This is a genomic window from Vibrio xiamenensis (genome assembly GCF_900100015.1).
GTDB classification, from domain to species: Bacteria; Pseudomonadota; Gammaproteobacteria; order Enterobacterales; family Vibrionaceae; genus Vibrio; species Vibrio xiamenensis.
The window spans coordinates 61,128-76,632 of record NZ_FNDD01000018.1; the positions used below are offsets into that span (position 1 = coordinate 61,128).

Sequence of the window (15,505 nt, forward strand, 5' to 3'; positions counted from 1 at the left end):
TAAATCCCTGTTTTACTTGTGGGAATAGTTGCAGTGAGCTTGATCCAAGACAATTCTGAATGCCGATCACAACCCAAATTGTCACCTTTGTGACAATTTGTAGCGTCCAACTGCGGCGAAAATGCAGTTAAAACCCTATGAAATGCAGTTAATGTCTTTATACGTGATGCATTTTGGGGCATTGGCACTCTTAATGCACCAAGGCTTTTCAAAGCACAAAAGGTGGTGAGCACCTGTTTTGAATTGACTTGGAAGCATGGGAGTAAAAGATTATGGATGATTGGGTTCTGTTAGTCAGTGCCGCATTTGTCAACAACGTGGTTTTGGCTAAGTTTTTAGGTTTGTGCCCGTTTATGGGGGTATCGAAAAATCTGTCAAGTGCACTCGGTATGGGGTTTGCAACCATGTTTGTGATCACCATTGCGGCGATCGCCTCGTGGTTGTTTCAACACTGGATTCTTGAACCGCTGCATTTGGAAGTATTGCAGATCGTGTCGTTTATCGTCGTGATCGCTTCTGTGGTTCAAGTCACCGAGTTGTACATTCAAAAAAACAGTCCGGCACTGTATCAAGCGCTGGGCGTGTTCCTTCCTCTCATCACCACTAACTGCGCGGTACTCGGTGTCGCGCTGCTGGTGGTTCAAGAGCATTACGGTTTCTTTCGCACCATCATGTTTGCGCTCGGTTCATCACTGGGATTCACCGTGGTGATCGTGGTGTTTGCTGGGTTGCGTAACCAGCTCAAACTCAGCCGAGTGCCCGAGGCGCTGCAAGGCAATCCGATTGCGTTTATCACCGCTGGATTGCTGTCGATGGCGTTTATGGGTTTTGCGGGAATGGCGTAAGCCAAGCGAATAGGAGATAGAACAATGAGTTTCGTAATTTTTATTGTGCTTGGCTCTTTGATTGGTCTTGGCCTAGGTGTGGCGTCGCGCCGTTTTGCGGTCGAAGGCGATCCTCTGGTCGATGAAATTGAAGCGCTCTTGCCGGGTGGCCAATGTGGTCAATGTGGTAAAGCCGGTTGTCGCCAAGCGGCGGAAGCCATGGTCAGTGGCGATATGGGTGTTGATGGCTGTCCGCCAGCCAGCAGCGCATTTCGTCTTGCGGCGGCCAAAGTGCTGGGTATTTCCGCAAGTGGCGGTGGCGAAGATGTGATTTGGCTCGCGAGAGTCGATGAGTCGCACTGCAGCGGCTGCACGCGTTGCTTCAAAGCGTGTCCTTACGATGCGATTGTCGGCGCAACCAAACAAGTTCACACCGTGGTTAGCGATGTGTGCACCGGGTGTCGCGTATGCGCCGATACCTGTCCGCAAGGCTGCATCGAAGTCTACTCACCGCAACTGGCGGCTAACCGTTGGTTCTGGCCAAAACCGATTGAAGCGAGAGGATAAACGCCATGATTTCTGTTGATACTAAAACCACGTTTTTCCGTCCATTTAGTGGTGGCATTCATCCTCGTTCCTACAAATCGTTGACGGCGAAAAGCTCCAGTCAACGCAGCGTGTTGATGCCGGAAAAACTGTATTTTTCACTGCAATTGCCAAACGGCGAAATGTTGCGTCCGCTGGTTGCGGTTGGCGATAACGTCGTAAAAGGGCAAAAAATCGCGGTTGGGAAAAGCCCAATGCACGCGCCGCTGCATGCGTCGGCCAATGGTCAGGTGGTGGAGATCGTCTCTCACATTACGTCCCATCCGGGCAAATTGAAAAGCCCAACCATCGTAGTGGCGACCAGCAACGATCTGAGTTGGAGCAGCGATTATCACTCCCGTTCTATCGCGACCTTAACCAGCGATGAGATCATCGCCGGCATATTGGATGCGGGCATTGTCGGGCTTGGTGGTGCGGGCTTTCCAACTGGCATGAAAGCTAAATTCGCGCGCCAAAGCAAAGTTGACACGCTTGTGATTAACGGCGGCGAGTGCGAACCGTATCTGACGTGTGATGATCGCTTAATGCAAGAGCAAAGCGCGCAGATTATCGCGGGCATTCGCTTGTTAATGATCGCCGCAGGCGCCAAAAAAGCGCTGGTGGGTATTGAAGATAACAAACCGCTCAGCTTAGAGAGCATGACCAATGCGGCCAGTGAAGACCCGAGCATCGAAGTGCATTCCGTCCCTTCGCTCTACCCAATGGGATCTGAGCGGCACTTAATCAAAGCGCTGACTGGGCAGCAAGTTCCGCTTGGCGGATTGGCCAGCGACATTGGTATTTTGGTTAATAACGTTGCCACGGCGCATGCGATTTATCAGGCGCTGCGCTACGGCAGGCCGCTGGTGTCACGACTCATTACGGTATCCGGTCAAGGCATTCATCAGCCATGTAACGTTGAAGTGCCAATTGGCACGCGTGTGCGCGATGTGATCGCGTTTTGTGGCGGTCTAAATATGGATTGCGAGCGGCTTATTTTTGGTGGCCCGATGATGGGGCAGGTGATCACTGACCTCGATATTCCGGTAGGCAAAACCGTTGGCGGCATTTTAGCGCTGACGTCAGAGGAAATCGGTGACAGTGAATCCAAAGAGTGTATTCGCTGCGGTCAGTGTGTGCGCGCCTGCCCGATGGGGTTGATGCCATTTATGATTGCCGCCAATAGCCGCGCTTCTGAATTTGAAAAAGCCGAAGAGCTTGGCGTTAAGCACTGTTTGTCGTGCGGTGCATGCAGCTATATCTGCCCGTCTCGTTTGCCGCTGGTGCAGTATTTCCAACACGCCAAAGGCGTGCTCAATCAGCGTTCATCGGCGGTGCAGCGCGCCGAAAGGGCCAAACAACTGGCTGCGGCAAAAACCGCACGCTTGGAAGCCGAAGCGCAGGCCAAACTGGCGGCTAAGGAAGCCAAAGCCAAACGCGGTGGTCGCTCAGCTGGACGCCGCAGTTCTCGTAAAGCCGTTGAGGCCAAGGAAGGTGATGTATGATCAACTTTAAACCTGCCGCTGGGCCTTATGCGCACAGCGAAAATTCCTCCACCCGCATCATGTACGAAGTGGTGTTGGCACTGTTGCCGGCAACTCTATTTGGTGGAGTGCGATTTGGACCTTCTGCGTTTGTGGTGGTGATCACCTGCGTGCTGGCGTGTGTCGGTTGCGAACTGGTGTGTCTGGCACTGCAAAAACGTAAACTCAGCCACTGTTTGGATGGTTCGGCGATTCTCACCGGCTTGATTTTAGCCATGAGTTTGCCACCGGAGTTTCCGGTTAACCTGACTGTCATTGGCGCAGCATTTGCCATCGTGGTCGGCAAACAAGCCTATGGCGGGCTTGGGCAGAACTTATTTAATCCGGCGATGTTGGCGCGGGTATTTTTACTGGTGTGTTTTCCGGTTGAGATGACGCACTGGATTACGCCCATGGTCGATATCGACAACATTCAACAGTGGATGCATTTTGATGGTGTCAGCGCTGCAACCGTGCTGAGTAAAACGCTGCATAGCACGCCAACGGTGGATTTGTTGACTGGTCATCAAGCGGGCAGTATGGGTGAAACCAACGCAATTTTGCTGCTCCTTGGCGGCTGCTACCTGCTGTATCGCGGCATCATCACTTGGACCATTCCGCTGACATTTATGCTCGGTTTGACCGTGCCTGCCGCGATCGCCCATCTACTTGCTCCCGAGCAGTTTCTTGCCCCTTACACTCAACTGTTTAGTGGCGGTGCAATGTTGTGCGCCTTCTTTATCGCCACCGATTTGGTGACTTCACCCACCAGTCATCGCGGCCAAGCATTGTATGGTTTGGGCTGCGGGGTGTTGGTGTGGCTGATCCGTAGTGTTGGCAGTTATCCCGAAGGGGTGGCGTTCGCCATTTTGATTATGAATGCCGTCAGTCCATTGATTGACTACTACATTCAGCCAACCCTGTTTGGTCGTAAAGAGGCTCAAGCGTTATCGAGTAAGGAGAAGTGAGATGCAGTGGATCAACGCATTAAGGGATAATCGCGACCAGTTGCCATATCAGAGTCTGTTTCTCGGCTGCTTGTTTGGCGCCGTGACGCTGCTGTTGATTGTCGCCGCAAACTATACCGCGCCGGTGATTAATCTGGTGAATCTTAACGAGCAAAAAGCGGCGGTGGCGGAAGTGTTACCGGGGGTCGAAGTCGGTACTGACTTATTTGATAACGCCGAAACCATCGATGTTGATGGTGAAGAGTTTCAGTTTCTGACCGTCAAGGACCCAAGTGGCAATATCGCTTATCAGGTGATCACTTCGCAAGTCGAAGGCTACAGCGGCGAAATCAAATTTATGGTTGGCGTTGATAGCGATGGCGTCATTCAACAAGTACGAGTGCTTAGCCACAGTGAAACGCCAGGGCTTGGCGACAAAATCGAGAAAATCAAAACCGATTGGATCACCAGTTTTCACGCCCATTCATTGGAAAATACACCGATTTGGGCGGTGCAAAAAGACGGTGGTCAGTTTGCTCAGTTTAGTGGCGCGACCATTACGCCACGCGCTGTGGTGAAAGGTGTTCATGCCGTGCTGGAAGCGCAGCAGATTTATTTGAAAAAGAGTGCTGAGGCAAAAACTCAACCTGCTGGTGATGCAAAAGCCGCTCAGCCGCAAGTCGATGGAGGGAATACCCATGGCTAATCAACAAGAATCCACCTTTGAGCTGATTCGCCGCGGCTTATGGGATAACAACATCGTGCTCAGCCAGTGTTTGGCGCTGTGCCCGTTGCTCGCGGTAACCAATGGCGCAACCAACGGACTTGGCCTTGGCCTTGCCACCACCGCGGTGATGGTGGTGTCGAATCTGCTCGCGTCACTGAGCAAATCTTACATTAGCCGCGCGATTCGCATTCCAGTCAATGTACTGATTATTGCCAGTCTAGTGACCATGACTGACCTGATGCTCAACGCCTATTTGCATCCACTGCATAAAGTGCTGGGGCTGTTTATTCCATTGATTGTTACCAACTGCGCCATTCTTGGCCGGGTTGAGTCATTTGCCTCAAAAACCTCGCCAATTCCGGCGCTGATTGATGGCATTTCAATGGGCATCGGTTTTACCTGGGTACTTGTGGTGCTGGGCGGCGTTCGCGAGATCATCGGAACCGGTAAGCTGTTCGACAATGCCAGTCTGCTGCTGGGCGACAGCTTCCATTTTCTCGAGATTACCGTGATTCCTGATTATCGCGGGTTGCTGATTGCGATTTTGCCGCCGGGTGGATTTTTAATCCTCGGCACCATGTTAATGCTCAAGCAGAAAGGCGCAATTTTGCTGAAAAAGCGTGCCCAGCAGCGAGCAGCACTTAATGACCAAAAACAGCCATCGGTGAATGGAGGCGTACATGAAAGTTAGTGTGGTTTACGCTCTTCCTGAAGAGCAAGTGTGGATGGATGTCATGATGGAAGAGCCCGCTACGGTGTTGGCGGCGATCACTCAATCCAACATTATCCGTCTGTTTCCCAATATTGATTTGGAGAAACAGAAAGTGGGGGTATTTGGCAAGGTGTGCCAACTTGACACCCAAGTTAATGACGGCGATCGCATTGAAATTTATCGCCCGATCACTTGGAAAGATGAAGACGAAGATGACGATGATTGATTTGTACGCTTTACGACAAAGCGCGGATTTGTTGGTGTAATTGTCAGTTGTTGATTTTTAAATTTTAATAAAATCAGTGTCTTATGATTGGTTTGGGTTTTGCATTTTTGTTTAATGTAGCGCTGGTTTGTCAGGCTTAAACATACAGTTTTGTAGCAACATCAAGGAGTGGGATATGGCTCAAGTAGGAATATTTTTTGGTACCGATACCGGAAGTACGCGCAAAATCGCCAAAATGATTCAACAGAAAATGGGTGATGTGGCGGCCAAGCCACTGAACGTCAACCGCATTGAAGCATCGGCATTTGACGAGTATTCAATGTTGATTCTGGGTACGCCAACGCTGGGCAGTGGCATGTTGCCAGGGATTGAAGCGGATTGTGAAATGGAAAGCTGGGCAGAGTTTCTTGATGCCAACCCAGAGTTAAGCTTAGAAGGCAAAACCGTGGCTCTGTTTGGTTTGGGTGACCAAGTTTCTTATCCAGACGAATTCGTCGATGGCTTAGGTGAGTTGTACGATTTCGTGGTTGAAGCAGGTGCTACCGTTATCGGCAGTTGGCCACTTGATGGCTACGAGTTCAATGAATCTGGCGCGGTCGATGAGGATAAATTTGTCGGCTTAGTGATTGATAAAGACAACCAAAGCAGCTTAAGCGAGCAGCGTGTTTCGCATTGGGTTGAACAAATTTCTTCGGAATTTGGCCTATAAGCTATTTTCTCCATCGCTTGAACATAAGAGCACGCGGCGCGCGAGTGAGTTGGTATCCTCACTTGCGCGTTTTTTAGTTGGTTTATACCATCTTGGCCTTACATATCGATTCGTAGAATGTTTACACACGCGATAATGTTTACACACAAGATAATGTTTACACACGCTATCTATATTGCTATCTAAAACAGCGACAACGTGCGTGAGACGGATTTAAACTGCCAATTTGAACTAGAGTTTTGGGTTTGAATTGGGTAGCGTAGAGCCTTTATTTCCCAATTAGAAAACAGTGTGCGTTACGCGTTAGAACAATATGACAGCCATGGCTTTCTCAAAGCCCCAACCTGGCTGTGGCTTGGATGGTTATTTCTCGCTAAAGCTTGGGTAGTGTTTGTGGTCGCCGGAGCCAGCCGCGAAAGTGGTAACAAAATATTAGCGGCGGTTTATCCCGATCACCATTTTTTGTATCTTGGCCTCGCTTTGGGGCTACCGAGCATTATTTTTATGTGGCTGATTAGCCTGCGCAGGCCAGAGCGAGTTTGGCTCAACCGTTTGGTCGCAAGCGCGCGAGCGGTGACGCTTATCTCCATCGCCGCGCAATTGGCGCAGACGGGTTATCAAATCCTATTAAGTCACGGCGCGTTTACTTGGCCCAATGCGCTCACACTGGTGGTGCTGGTGTGGTTTGCCATGTATGTGATGCGTAGCCGCAGCGTGCGTGACAGTTTAAAGACGCCGGCGGTTGAATAATTCGGGAATAACCCCGAGACCACTGTCGGCGCAATCTGAAAGCAACTGGGTACTGATCACAATCAATACCAGATCGTAGAAAGCCACTAAACTGGCACTAATAAGAAATTAATGAGGACAATGTCATGTCTCAACCGCAAAGTGCAATTTTGCCGGAAGCTGGTCCATTTGCACTGTATACCTTACTTAAAGTGAAGAACAATGCCGCGCATGTGCTAGAGCAACTTCAAGCCTTGCCGACCTTAATCGATACCACAAATAACCAACAGCCGGGTGCAAACTTAACGCTGTCAGTGGCATTCAGCCAGTCATTTTGGCAACAGCTAAACAGCCCTGCGCCAAGTGAATTGATCGATTTTCCAACCTTAGGTCAAGGGGATGTGATTGCGCCAAGTACTGACGTTGATGTGCTGATCCATTGTCACTCAACGCGCCACGATTTACTGTTTTATGTGCTGCGCAAGTTTGTTGAAACTGTTGCCGATGACATCACCATTGTTGATGAAACCTACGGCTATCGTTATCTTGATGCTCGCGATATGACAGACTTTATCGACGGCACCGAAAACCCGAAAGCCGAAGCGCGTCAACAAGTGGCGATTGTGCCTGAAGGCGACTTTGTTGGCGGCAGTTATGTGATGGTGCAGCGCTTTGTGCACAATCTGCCAGCCTGGAATCGCTTAAATGTCGCGGCGCAGGAAAAAGTGGTTGGCCGCACTAAACCGGATTCCATTGAGCTAGACAATGTTCCAGCCGCTTCGCACGTGGGACGTGTCGACATTAAAGAAGAGGGGAAAGGGCTAAAAATTGTACGTCATAGCCTGCCTTACGGCTCGGTCAGTGGTGACCATGGTCTGCTGTTTATTGCCTACTGCCATACTCTGCACAACTTCCAAGTCATGCTCGACAGCATGTACGGCGTGACCGATGGCAAAACTGACCAATTGCTGCGTTTTACTCAAGCAGCAACTGGGGCATATTTCTTTGCGCCTTCGCAAGAGCTATTCAAAGCGCTGACGGTCAAAGCATAATCGATGTCAGTAAGGGTATTGTTTATTGCTCATTGATCGCGAAGCCGATCATAGCGAAACTGAAGACAAAAAAACCGAGCTTAGGCTCGGTTTTTTTGTGCCTACAAATGTGACCTTGGCGCGCTTGTCGATAAATTTATGCTAAAGATTTGCGCTAGGCCCCCGATATAAAAGCATTCATCCATTTGGAGCCTTTGCTGAATGTCCATCACTGTTAATACCAATGTGTCAGCCATGACCGCGCAGCGCCACTTAGGCAAAGCGACGGACTTGCTGAACCAATCTCTGGAGCGACTGTCTTCAGGGAATCGGATTAACAGCGCCAAAGACGATGCGGCAGGGCTGCAAATTTCCAACCGTTTAGAATCGCAAATGCGCGGCCTTGATGTTGCAGTGCGCAATGCCAACGATGGCATTTCAATCATGCAAACCGCTGAAGGTGCCATGCAGGAAAGCACCAATATTCTGCAACGTATGCGCGATTTATCTCTGCAATCCGCCAACGGTTCCAATAGCGCTGCTGAACGTAAAGCGTTACAAGAAGAAATGGGCGCTTTAAACGATGAAATGAATAGAATCGCCGAAACCACCTCTTTTGGTGGGCGAAAACTGCTCAATGGTTCGTTTGGTAGTGCTTCATTTCAGATTGGTGCCAGTTCCGGTGAAGCGGTGCAATTGTCGCTTGGCAACCTGCGCACCGATACTCTAGAGATGGGTGGGTTTAGTTATGTGTCTGCTAGCCAGCAAGACAGTTCATGGCAGGTCCCGCAAGGGCAGAACAAGCTCATCATGAGTTATACCGATGCTAACGGTCAGCAGCAAACCATTCACATTGATGCCAAAGCGGGTGACGATGTTGAAGAGCTTGCGACCTACATCAATGGTCAAACTGATAAAGTATCTGCCTCGGTGAATGAAAAAGGTCAATTACAGATCTTTATGGCCGGGCACGAAACGTCAGGAACGTTGTCGTTTTCGGGCGGATTGGCAAGTCAGCTGCAAATGAATGTCACTGGCTACGAAGCGGTCGATAACTTAGACATTACCGATGTTGGCGGCGCTCAGCGGGCGGTTTCGGTCATCGATACCGCGCTTAAGTATGTTGACAGTCACCGCGCAGAACTTGGCGCGATGCAAAATCGCTTTGGTCATGCAATCAACAATTTATCTAACGTAAACGAAAACTTAGCTGCTTCTAAAGGGCGGATTAAGGATACCGATTACGCCAAAGAAACTACTCAAATGATCAAGCAGCAGATTCTGCAGCAGGTCAGCACCTCGATATTAGCTCAAGCAAAACAGCAGCCAAACTTGGCGCTGACGTTATTGGGCTAATCGCAAAGGCGAGCATATCGACTGGGTTCGATAAAGCTTTAGCAAAAAAAACGAATTTTTGTTCTTTATTGACAACTCATCACGATCTAATGGCGAAAGACATTTTTTTTAAAAAAAGCGAAAAAAAATTCTAAAGGTTTTGAATCCCGCGCCGTTAAAAAAAGTAACTTTGAGAGAACTACTTGGTTTTCCGAGACGTCGGAAACCGGATACATCGGAAAATCAATTGGAGAAATCACCATGGCAGTGAATGTAAATACAAACGTATCAGCAATGACAGCACAGCGTTACCTAAACAGCGCTAACAATGCACAACAAAGTTCAATGGAACGTCTATCTTCTGGCTTCAAAATTAACAGCGCAAAAGATGACGCAGCGGGTCTACAAATTTCGAACCGCTTGAATGTGCAAAGTCGCGGTCTAGATGTCGCGGTACGCAACGCAAATGATGGTATCTCTATCGCTCAAACCGCTGAAGGTGCGATGAACGAGTCAACTAACATTCTGCAACGTATGCGTGACTTGTCACTACAATCTGCGAACGGCTCTAACTCAAAATCTGAGCGTGTTGCGATTCAAGAAGAAGTGACAGCGCTAAACGACGAACTAAACCGTATCGCAGAAACCACATCTTTTGGTGGTAACAAGCTACTTAACGGCACATTCGGTACTAAATCGTTCCAAATCGGTGCTGACAACGGTGAAGCGGTCATGCTATCACTGAGCGATATGCGCTCTGATAACGTTGGCATGGGGGGTAAAGCTTACCATGCAGCAAATGGTAAAGATAAAGACTGGACGGTTCAGCAAGGTTCGAACGACCTTACTATCAACCTAACCGATAAAGATGGCCAAGAGCAAACGATCAGCATCTCAGCGAAAGCAGGCGACGATATCGAAGAGTTAGCCACTTACATCAACGGTCAAACTGACATGGTAAAAGCGTCAGTTAACGAAGATGGTCAGCTACAAATGTTCGCAGCCGACAACAAAGTTGCAGGTCCAGTTTCTTTCTCTGGCGGTCTGGCTGGTGAGCTAAGCTTTGGCGAAGCGAAAGATGTGACGGTTGATGATATCGACGTAACATCAGTTGGTGGTGCACAAGAGTCTGTTGCGATTATCGACTCAGCACTGAAATATGTAGACAGTAACCGTGCTCAACTGGGTGCTTTCCAAAACCGCTTCAACCACGCGATCAGCAACTTGGATAACATCAACGAGAACGTGAATGCTTCGAAGAGCCGTATCAAAGATACCGACTTCGCGAAAGAAACGACTGCACTAACCAAGTCACAAATTCTTTCTCAAGCATCAAGCTCAGTGTTGGCTCAAGCCAAACAAGCGCCTCAAGCGGCACTAAGCTTACTTGGCTAATCAGCTTAAACCCTAGAAAAATCCAGCTTCGGCTGGATTTTTTTATGCCTGAATTTCATACATTTTTTGTCTAATTTGGCCCTTAACCAATTCGTTATCTTGATCGCAAAATTTCTCCCCTGAATAAAAAAAATGCAATTTATGTAATTTTTTTCTAAAGCTTCTTTTCACACCGCCGTTACAGGATTGAGAGAAATGAGATGCGCCGACGTGAGGTGAGAGACACGAAAGCGCATCACCCTTAAATGCCAAAGGAGATCAATATGGCAATTAACGTTAACACCAATGTGTCGGCGATGACCGCTCAGCGCTATCTAAATGGTGCTGCTGAAGGTATGCAAAAGTCGATGGAGCGTTTGTCTTCGGGCTATAAAATCAACAGCGCGAAAGACGATGCTGCAGGTCTACAAATTTCTAACCGTTTGACGTCGCAAAGTAACGGCCTAAACATGGCGGTGAAAAATGCCAACGATGGTATCTCTATTGCACAAACCGCTGAAGGTGCAATGGGCGAAACGACAAACATTCTTCAACGTATGCGCGATCTATCTTTGCAATCGGCGAACGGCTCGAACTCTAAGTCTGAGCGCGTGGCGATTCAAGAAGAGGTGACTGCACTGAATGATGAATTGAACCGTATCGCAGAAACCACGTCATTTGGTGGTAACAAATTGCTTAACGGCTCTTTTGGTAGCAAATCATTCCAGATCGGTGCTAGCTCAGGTGAAGCGGTTCAGCTTTCAATGGGTAACATGCGTTCTGATACCACTGACATGGGCGGTAAGGCTTATGTCGCTGAGGAAGGTAAATCTGCAGACTGGAAAGTGTCTGAAGGTAGTACTGACTTCACATTAAACTACACTGATAATGAAGGCCAAGCGCAAGAGCTGACCATCAACGCGAAAGCGGGTGATGATATCGAGCAGCTTGCGACTTACATTAACGGTCAAAGTTCTGACATCAAAGCGTCTGTTGGTGAAGAAGGCAAATTACAACTGTTTGCTTCGACTCAACAAGTGCAAGGTGATGTCACTGTCGGCGGTTCACTGGGTGCTGAAATTGGTTTTGGCGCAGCAAAAGATGTCACGGTTGCTGATGTTGACGTAACGTCAGTAGCAGGCTCTCAGCTTGCGGTATCCGTTATCGATGGCGCGTTGAAATCGGTAGATAGCCAACGTGCAGAGCTTGGTGCGTTCCAAAACCGCTTTGGCCATGCAATCAGCAACTTAGATAACATTAACGAGAACGTTAACGCCTCACGTAGCCGTATCAAAGATACCGACTACGCGAAAGAAACGACTCAAATGACTAAGTCGCAAATTTTGCAACAAGCGAGTATGTCAGTACTTGCGCAAGCGAAGCAATCACCATCGGCAGCTCTAAGCTTATTAGGTTAATCGATAGGTTCTTAATGAGCTTATTGGGACAAGCGATATTTATGTTGCAGACCTAAAAGGTGGAAGGGAGATTGTTATGGAATTATCGTCCTACACATCGAACGTCCAGCCTTACGGCTCACAAAGTGGCACTAAAATTGCTTCGAAAAACGATAATGCTCAAAGTATTTCTTCGCAAAATGAAGGGAATGCAGTAACAGAGGTAACAGAACAGGCTACTCAGTCGGTTGATAAAGCCATTGAACGTACTCAAATGCGTGAAAGGCTTAATCGTGAAGAGCGGCAAAAATTGGTCGATCAGATGAACGAGTTTATCTCTTCAATCAATACTGGCTTGTCGTTTCGAGTCGATGAAGAATCGGGACGAGAAGTGGTTACCATCTACGAAGCGCAAACTGGCGATATTATTCGCCAGATCCCGGATGAGGAAATGCTCGAAGTGTTGCGACGCCTCAGAGTTCAGACAGCCCGTTATTCATCAGGGTTAGTGAATGATAAGGTGTAATCGTTGTAAGTTTTTGAGGTGATTTGAATGAGTCTAGGCCCTATAGGGATGAATTCTGGCATGGATATCAACTCCATGGTCAGCAAAATTGTTGATGCGGAGCGGCTTCCTAAGCAGCAACGCATTGACAATGAGCAGGCTAAAGTTGATTCCAGCATCAGTGCCTATGGTCGGCTCAGGGAGTCGCTGGACACAATGAAAAACTTGATGGCTAATTTCCGTCAAGATAAAGCCTTCGCCGCTCGAAAAGTTGATTCAAGTGACGATGGCGTTGTGTCGGCGACCGCAACAACGGAAGCTATCGCTGGTAGATATGCTATCGATGTGTTGCAGCTTGCTCAAAGTCATAAAGTGGCGTCTGACGTGTTACCGGAAGACGCCAAGTTTGGGCCTGGTAAGCTGCAAATTTCGCTCGGCGAACGCGACTTCAGTGTTGATGTTCGCAACAATTCTAAGTTGATTGATATCGTTCGTGGTATCAATAACGACAAATCCAACCCAGGCGTTCGCGCTTCGGTCATCAATGATGTGCAAGGCCCGCGCCTTATTGTTGCGGCCAACGTGTCTGGTCAAGATCATCAAATCGGCATTCGTGTCGATGCACCTGCAAGCAATAACTTACACCGCTTTGAGTATAAAACGCTCGAGCAGCGGGTTAGCGATTTAGAAAAAGCGCGCAGCGAAGCGCAAAACCTGATTGCCCCTTTGACGCCCGAGGAGCAAGAAGTTGCCGATCAAATCGCGCAAAAAAACATCGATGCGGCAAAGTCTGTCGATAAAGAGCTTGCAGAAAGTAATCAAAAAGCGGCAGTAAATGCCGACCCTAACGCAGAAAAAGCCGGCGTTGCTGGCAATGAAATGTCGGATACAGCAGTGGCTGCGGCAGCGAAAGCTGGCGTTGATGCCAATCGCTATTTAAAACCTGAAGATCGCATTCCAGGTTGGACTGAAACTGCATCCGGCACATTGTTGGACTCCTATCGCGAGCCCGAACCTGAGCTTGATGAAAAAGCGCTCGAAAAATCAAAAGATGTGCCTGGCTGGAGCAACACCGCGTCCGGTACATTGACCGACTCCTATGTGACGCCAAAAGAAGCTCAGCAAAAGCTTGATGAGCAACTTGCCAAAGAGCAGGCTGAAATCGACGACGCAGTGAAAACTGGGGATTTAACCCCAGAGCAAGCCAAACAAATGGTGCGCGCCAAATTGCCTGAAGAACAGCGCGCTTACCTTGAACGTGTCGATCAAGCCAAGCAGGAACTCGATTCTGCCCAGCAAGCGTTTCAAGCGTATCAAGGCATGACGCAAGTACAGGCGGGTCAAGACTCGGAAGTGCTGCTTGATGGTATCGCTAAGCTTTCCAGTCATAACAACGTGATTGAAGATGCGATTGAAGGGGTGAACTTAACCCTTAAAGGCAAAACTGACCCGACGAAGCAAGCTTCAGAAATCGATGTGGAATATGACCGTGATGGGGTCAAACAAAACATTGAGCAATTTGTGAGTGCTTACAATCAGTTTTACCAAGTGGCGCAAAGCCTAGGTGGGGTTGACCCGCGTACTGGTGCGGCAGGTCCGCTTGCCGGTGACAGCGTGGTACGCAGCGCTGAATCACGACTTAAAACCGTGTTTACATCGGCCATTGATACCGCGCCGCCAGATCTGAAAACCTTGACTGAGTTTGGCATTACTACCACTCGGCAAGGCAGTTTAGAAATCAACTACAATGTGTTGAACAAGCAGCTCAATAATAACTTTACTAAGTTGGGCGATTTTTTTGGCGGCAACCAAGGTTTCGCTAAAAAAGTTGAAGACGCGATTCAGTCGATGACCGGTGTCACTGGCTCGATTCGAACTCGCGAGAAAAGCATGACGGAACGTACTTATCGTCTGCAAGATGAACAGGCGAACTTAGACCGCCGTATGGATACGATAGAGAAGCGGACTCACGCCAAATTTTCGGCGATGCAGGATGCGACCAGTAAAATGCACTCTCAATTGGCAGGAATGATGAATGCCCTTGGCTAAGTCTTTTACCGAGCAGTTGGTACTTTTGAGTGACATAGATCACGAAATTTCTAATTCTCTTGCTTTAGACGACATTAATACTGAAGAAATCCTAGCGATTGTCGATAGAAGGGAACAGTTATTGCAATCTTTGTTGAGCTACATTGAAAGTAGCCCGAAGTTTGCAGAGAGCCCTGAGTGGCGATCGGCAGTTCAAGAAACTCAGCGTATTGTTGAACTGATGCAATCAAAAACCGATCAGTTTGGCCAAGCGTTACACAAGTATCGTTATGGAAAAAAATCGGTACAGCAGTACAAAAAGTTTTTATAAAAGAGGAAAGTTATGCGTGGTTCGTTACAGGCTTATAAGAAGGTATCCGTTGATAGCCAGCTAAGTGCGGCCTCTCCGCATAAGATCGTTCAGATGCTAATGGCGGGTGCTATTGAGCGTCTGATCCAAGGTAAAGCTGCGATGCAGCAAGGCAATATTCCGGTGAAAGGTGAGCGTCTTGGTAAGGCTTTGGATATCATCATTAGCTTACGTAGCTGTCTTTCTATGGATGACGGTGGCGATATTGCGCAGAATTTAGATCAGCTCTACGAATTCATGATCACGCAAATCACCGCAGCTAACCACCAAAATGAGCCGCAGTTTATCGATGACGTGATCGATATCATCCGCGAAATCAAGTCTGCTTGGGACGCGATTCCAGCCGAATTTCATAATTTGACCGCTCCAGATGTCGGTGTGTAAGAAAAATCTGATTTAAGATCGTAATTTGCTGCGATTTTTTGTCCGGTTTGGATTAAAAGTCACATCAAACGACGGCTTGGTTGCCATATTTTTTTTATT

General features: G+C 48.4%; 17 protein-coding genes. All 17 read left to right on the forward strand.

Going from position 1 to position 15,505, the window contains the following annotated elements; translation table 11 throughout:
• The first annotated feature begins 269 nt into the window (after positions 1-269).
• The 17 genes from rsxA (at position 270) to fliS (ending at position 15,406) form a co-directional block, all read left to right on the forward strand.
• Positions 270-845, forward strand: a complete 576-nt coding sequence (rsxA, locus tag BLS03_RS14905) for an electron transport complex subunit RsxA (protein ID WP_342720444.1) — start codon at positions 270-272, stop codon at positions 843-845.
• 24 nt (positions 846-869) lie between these two features.
• The gene (locus BLS03_RS14910) at positions 870-1,391 is read left to right on the forward strand and encodes an RnfABCDGE type electron transport complex subunit B (protein ID WP_093275554.1); all 522 of its coding nucleotides are present in this window, start codon (positions 870-872) and stop codon (positions 1,389-1,391) included.
• Positions 1,392-1,396: 5 nt separating this feature from the next.
• On the forward strand, positions 1,397-2,914 hold the full coding sequence (rsxC, locus tag BLS03_RS14915; RefSeq protein ID WP_093275556.1) for an electron transport complex subunit RsxC: 1,518 nt from the start codon (positions 1,397-1,399) through the stop codon (positions 2,912-2,914).
• Complete coding sequence (locus BLS03_RS14920; protein WP_093275558.1) at positions 2,911-3,900, forward strand: RnfABCDGE type electron transport complex subunit D; 990 nt, start codon at positions 2,911-2,913, stop codon at positions 3,898-3,900. Before rsxC ends, BLS03_RS14920 begins: the two co-directional genes overlap by 4 nt.
• Position 3,901: 1 nt before the next feature.
• The gene (locus tag BLS03_RS14925; protein ID WP_093275560.1) at positions 3,902-4,585 is read left to right on the forward strand and encodes an RnfABCDGE type electron transport complex subunit G; all 684 of its coding nucleotides are present in this window, start codon (positions 3,902-3,904) and stop codon (positions 4,583-4,585) included.
• The gene (locus tag BLS03_RS14930; RefSeq protein WP_245696707.1) at positions 4,578-5,297 is read left to right on the forward strand and encodes an electron transport complex subunit E; all 720 of its coding nucleotides are present in this window, start codon (positions 4,578-4,580) and stop codon (positions 5,295-5,297) included. Before BLS03_RS14925 ends, BLS03_RS14930 begins: the two co-directional genes overlap by 8 nt.
• Positions 5,287-5,544 (forward strand): RnfH family protein, encoded by a 258-nt coding sequence (locus BLS03_RS14935; RefSeq protein ID WP_093275562.1) that lies wholly within the window; start codon positions 5,287-5,289, stop codon positions 5,542-5,544. The genes BLS03_RS14930 and BLS03_RS14935 overlap by 11 nt, the downstream gene beginning before the upstream one ends.
• Before the next feature lie 175 nt (positions 5,545-5,719).
• Entirely contained in the window at positions 5,720-6,253 is a 534-nt protein-coding gene (locus BLS03_RS14940; RefSeq protein WP_093275565.1) for a flavodoxin, read from the forward strand.
• A gap of 291 nt (positions 6,254-6,544) precedes the next feature.
• Entirely contained in the window at positions 6,545-7,003 is a 459-nt protein-coding gene (locus BLS03_RS14945; RefSeq protein WP_093275568.1) for a DUF2919 domain-containing protein, read from the forward strand.
• Positions 7,004-7,128: 125 nt separating this feature from the next.
• Positions 7,129-8,034, forward strand: a complete 906-nt coding sequence (locus BLS03_RS14950) for a Dyp-type peroxidase (RefSeq protein ID WP_093275569.1) — start codon at positions 7,129-7,131, stop codon at positions 8,032-8,034.
• A 201-nt stretch (positions 8,035-8,235) separates the two neighbouring features.
• Positions 8,236-9,369, forward strand: a complete 1,134-nt coding sequence (locus BLS03_RS14955) for a flagellin (RefSeq protein WP_093275572.1) — start codon at positions 8,236-8,238, stop codon at positions 9,367-9,369.
• Between the two features lie 240 nt (positions 9,370-9,609).
• Positions 9,610-10,743, forward strand: coding sequence for a flagellin (locus tag BLS03_RS14960; protein WP_093275574.1), 1,134 nt, complete (start codon positions 9,610-9,612; stop codon positions 10,741-10,743).
• Between the two features lie 263 nt (positions 10,744-11,006).
• The gene (locus BLS03_RS14965) at positions 11,007-12,140 is read left to right on the forward strand and encodes a flagellin (protein ID WP_093275578.1); all 1,134 of its coding nucleotides are present in this window, start codon (positions 11,007-11,009) and stop codon (positions 12,138-12,140) included.
• A gap of 76 nt (positions 12,141-12,216) precedes the next feature.
• Complete coding sequence (gene flaG / locus BLS03_RS14970) at positions 12,217-12,645, forward strand: flagellar protein FlaG (protein ID WP_093275581.1); 429 nt, start codon at positions 12,217-12,219, stop codon at positions 12,643-12,645.
• Between the two features lie 27 nt (positions 12,646-12,672).
• The gene (gene fliD, locus BLS03_RS14975; RefSeq protein ID WP_093275586.1) at positions 12,673-14,673 is read left to right on the forward strand and encodes a flagellar filament capping protein FliD; all 2,001 of its coding nucleotides are present in this window, start codon (positions 12,673-12,675) and stop codon (positions 14,671-14,673) included.
• Complete coding sequence (gene fliT, locus BLS03_RS14980; protein WP_093275589.1) at positions 14,660-14,983, forward strand: flagellar protein FliT; 324 nt, start codon at positions 14,660-14,662, stop codon at positions 14,981-14,983. Before fliD ends, fliT begins: the two co-directional genes overlap by 14 nt.
• 12 nt (positions 14,984-14,995) lie before the next feature.
• Positions 14,996-15,406 (forward strand): flagellar export chaperone FliS, encoded by a 411-nt coding sequence (fliS, locus tag BLS03_RS14985; RefSeq protein WP_093275591.1) that lies wholly within the window; start codon positions 14,996-14,998, stop codon positions 15,404-15,406.
• Positions 15,407-15,505 lie beyond the last annotated feature (99 nt).

Bases quoted from the DNA above. Each gene is read 5' to 3' on its own strand.
- BLS03_RS14910 (WP_093275554.1), top strand. From the start codon at position 870: ATGAGTTTCGTAATTTTTATTGTGCTTGGCTCTTTGATTGGTCTTGGC.
- rsxC (WP_093275556.1), top strand. From the start codon at position 1,397: ATGATTTCTGTTGATACTAAAACCACGTTTTTCCGTCCATTTAGTGGT.
- BLS03_RS14920 (WP_093275558.1), top strand. From the start codon at position 2,911: ATGATCAACTTTAAACCTGCCGCTGGGCCTTATGCGCACAGCGAAAAT.
- BLS03_RS14925 (WP_093275560.1), top strand. From the start codon at position 3,902: ATGCAGTGGATCAACGCATTAAGGGATAATCGCGACCAGTTGCCATAT.
- BLS03_RS14930 (WP_245696707.1), top strand. From the start codon at position 4,578: ATGGCTAATCAACAAGAATCCACCTTTGAGCTGATTCGCCGCGGCTTA.
- BLS03_RS14935 (WP_093275562.1), top strand. From the start codon at position 5,287: ATGAAAGTTAGTGTGGTTTACGCTCTTCCTGAAGAGCAAGTGTGGATG.
- BLS03_RS14940 (WP_093275565.1), top strand. From the start codon at position 5,720: ATGGCTCAAGTAGGAATATTTTTTGGTACCGATACCGGAAGTACGCGC.
- BLS03_RS14950 (WP_093275569.1), top strand. From the start codon at position 7,129: ATGTCTCAACCGCAAAGTGCAATTTTGCCGGAAGCTGGTCCATTTGCA.
- BLS03_RS14955 (WP_093275572.1), top strand. From the start codon at position 8,236: ATGTCCATCACTGTTAATACCAATGTGTCAGCCATGACCGCGCAGCGC.
- BLS03_RS14960 (WP_093275574.1), top strand. From the start codon at position 9,610: ATGGCAGTGAATGTAAATACAAACGTATCAGCAATGACAGCACAGCGT.
- BLS03_RS14965 (WP_093275578.1), top strand. From the start codon at position 11,007: ATGGCAATTAACGTTAACACCAATGTGTCGGCGATGACCGCTCAGCGC.
- flaG (WP_093275581.1), top strand. From the start codon at position 12,217: ATGGAATTATCGTCCTACACATCGAACGTCCAGCCTTACGGCTCACAA.
- fliD (WP_093275586.1), top strand. From the start codon at position 12,673: ATGAGTCTAGGCCCTATAGGGATGAATTCTGGCATGGATATCAACTCC.
- fliT (WP_093275589.1), top strand. From the start codon at position 14,660: ATGCCCTTGGCTAAGTCTTTTACCGAGCAGTTGGTACTTTTGAGTGAC.
- fliS (WP_093275591.1), top strand. From the start codon at position 14,996: ATGCGTGGTTCGTTACAGGCTTATAAGAAGGTATCCGTTGATAGCCAG.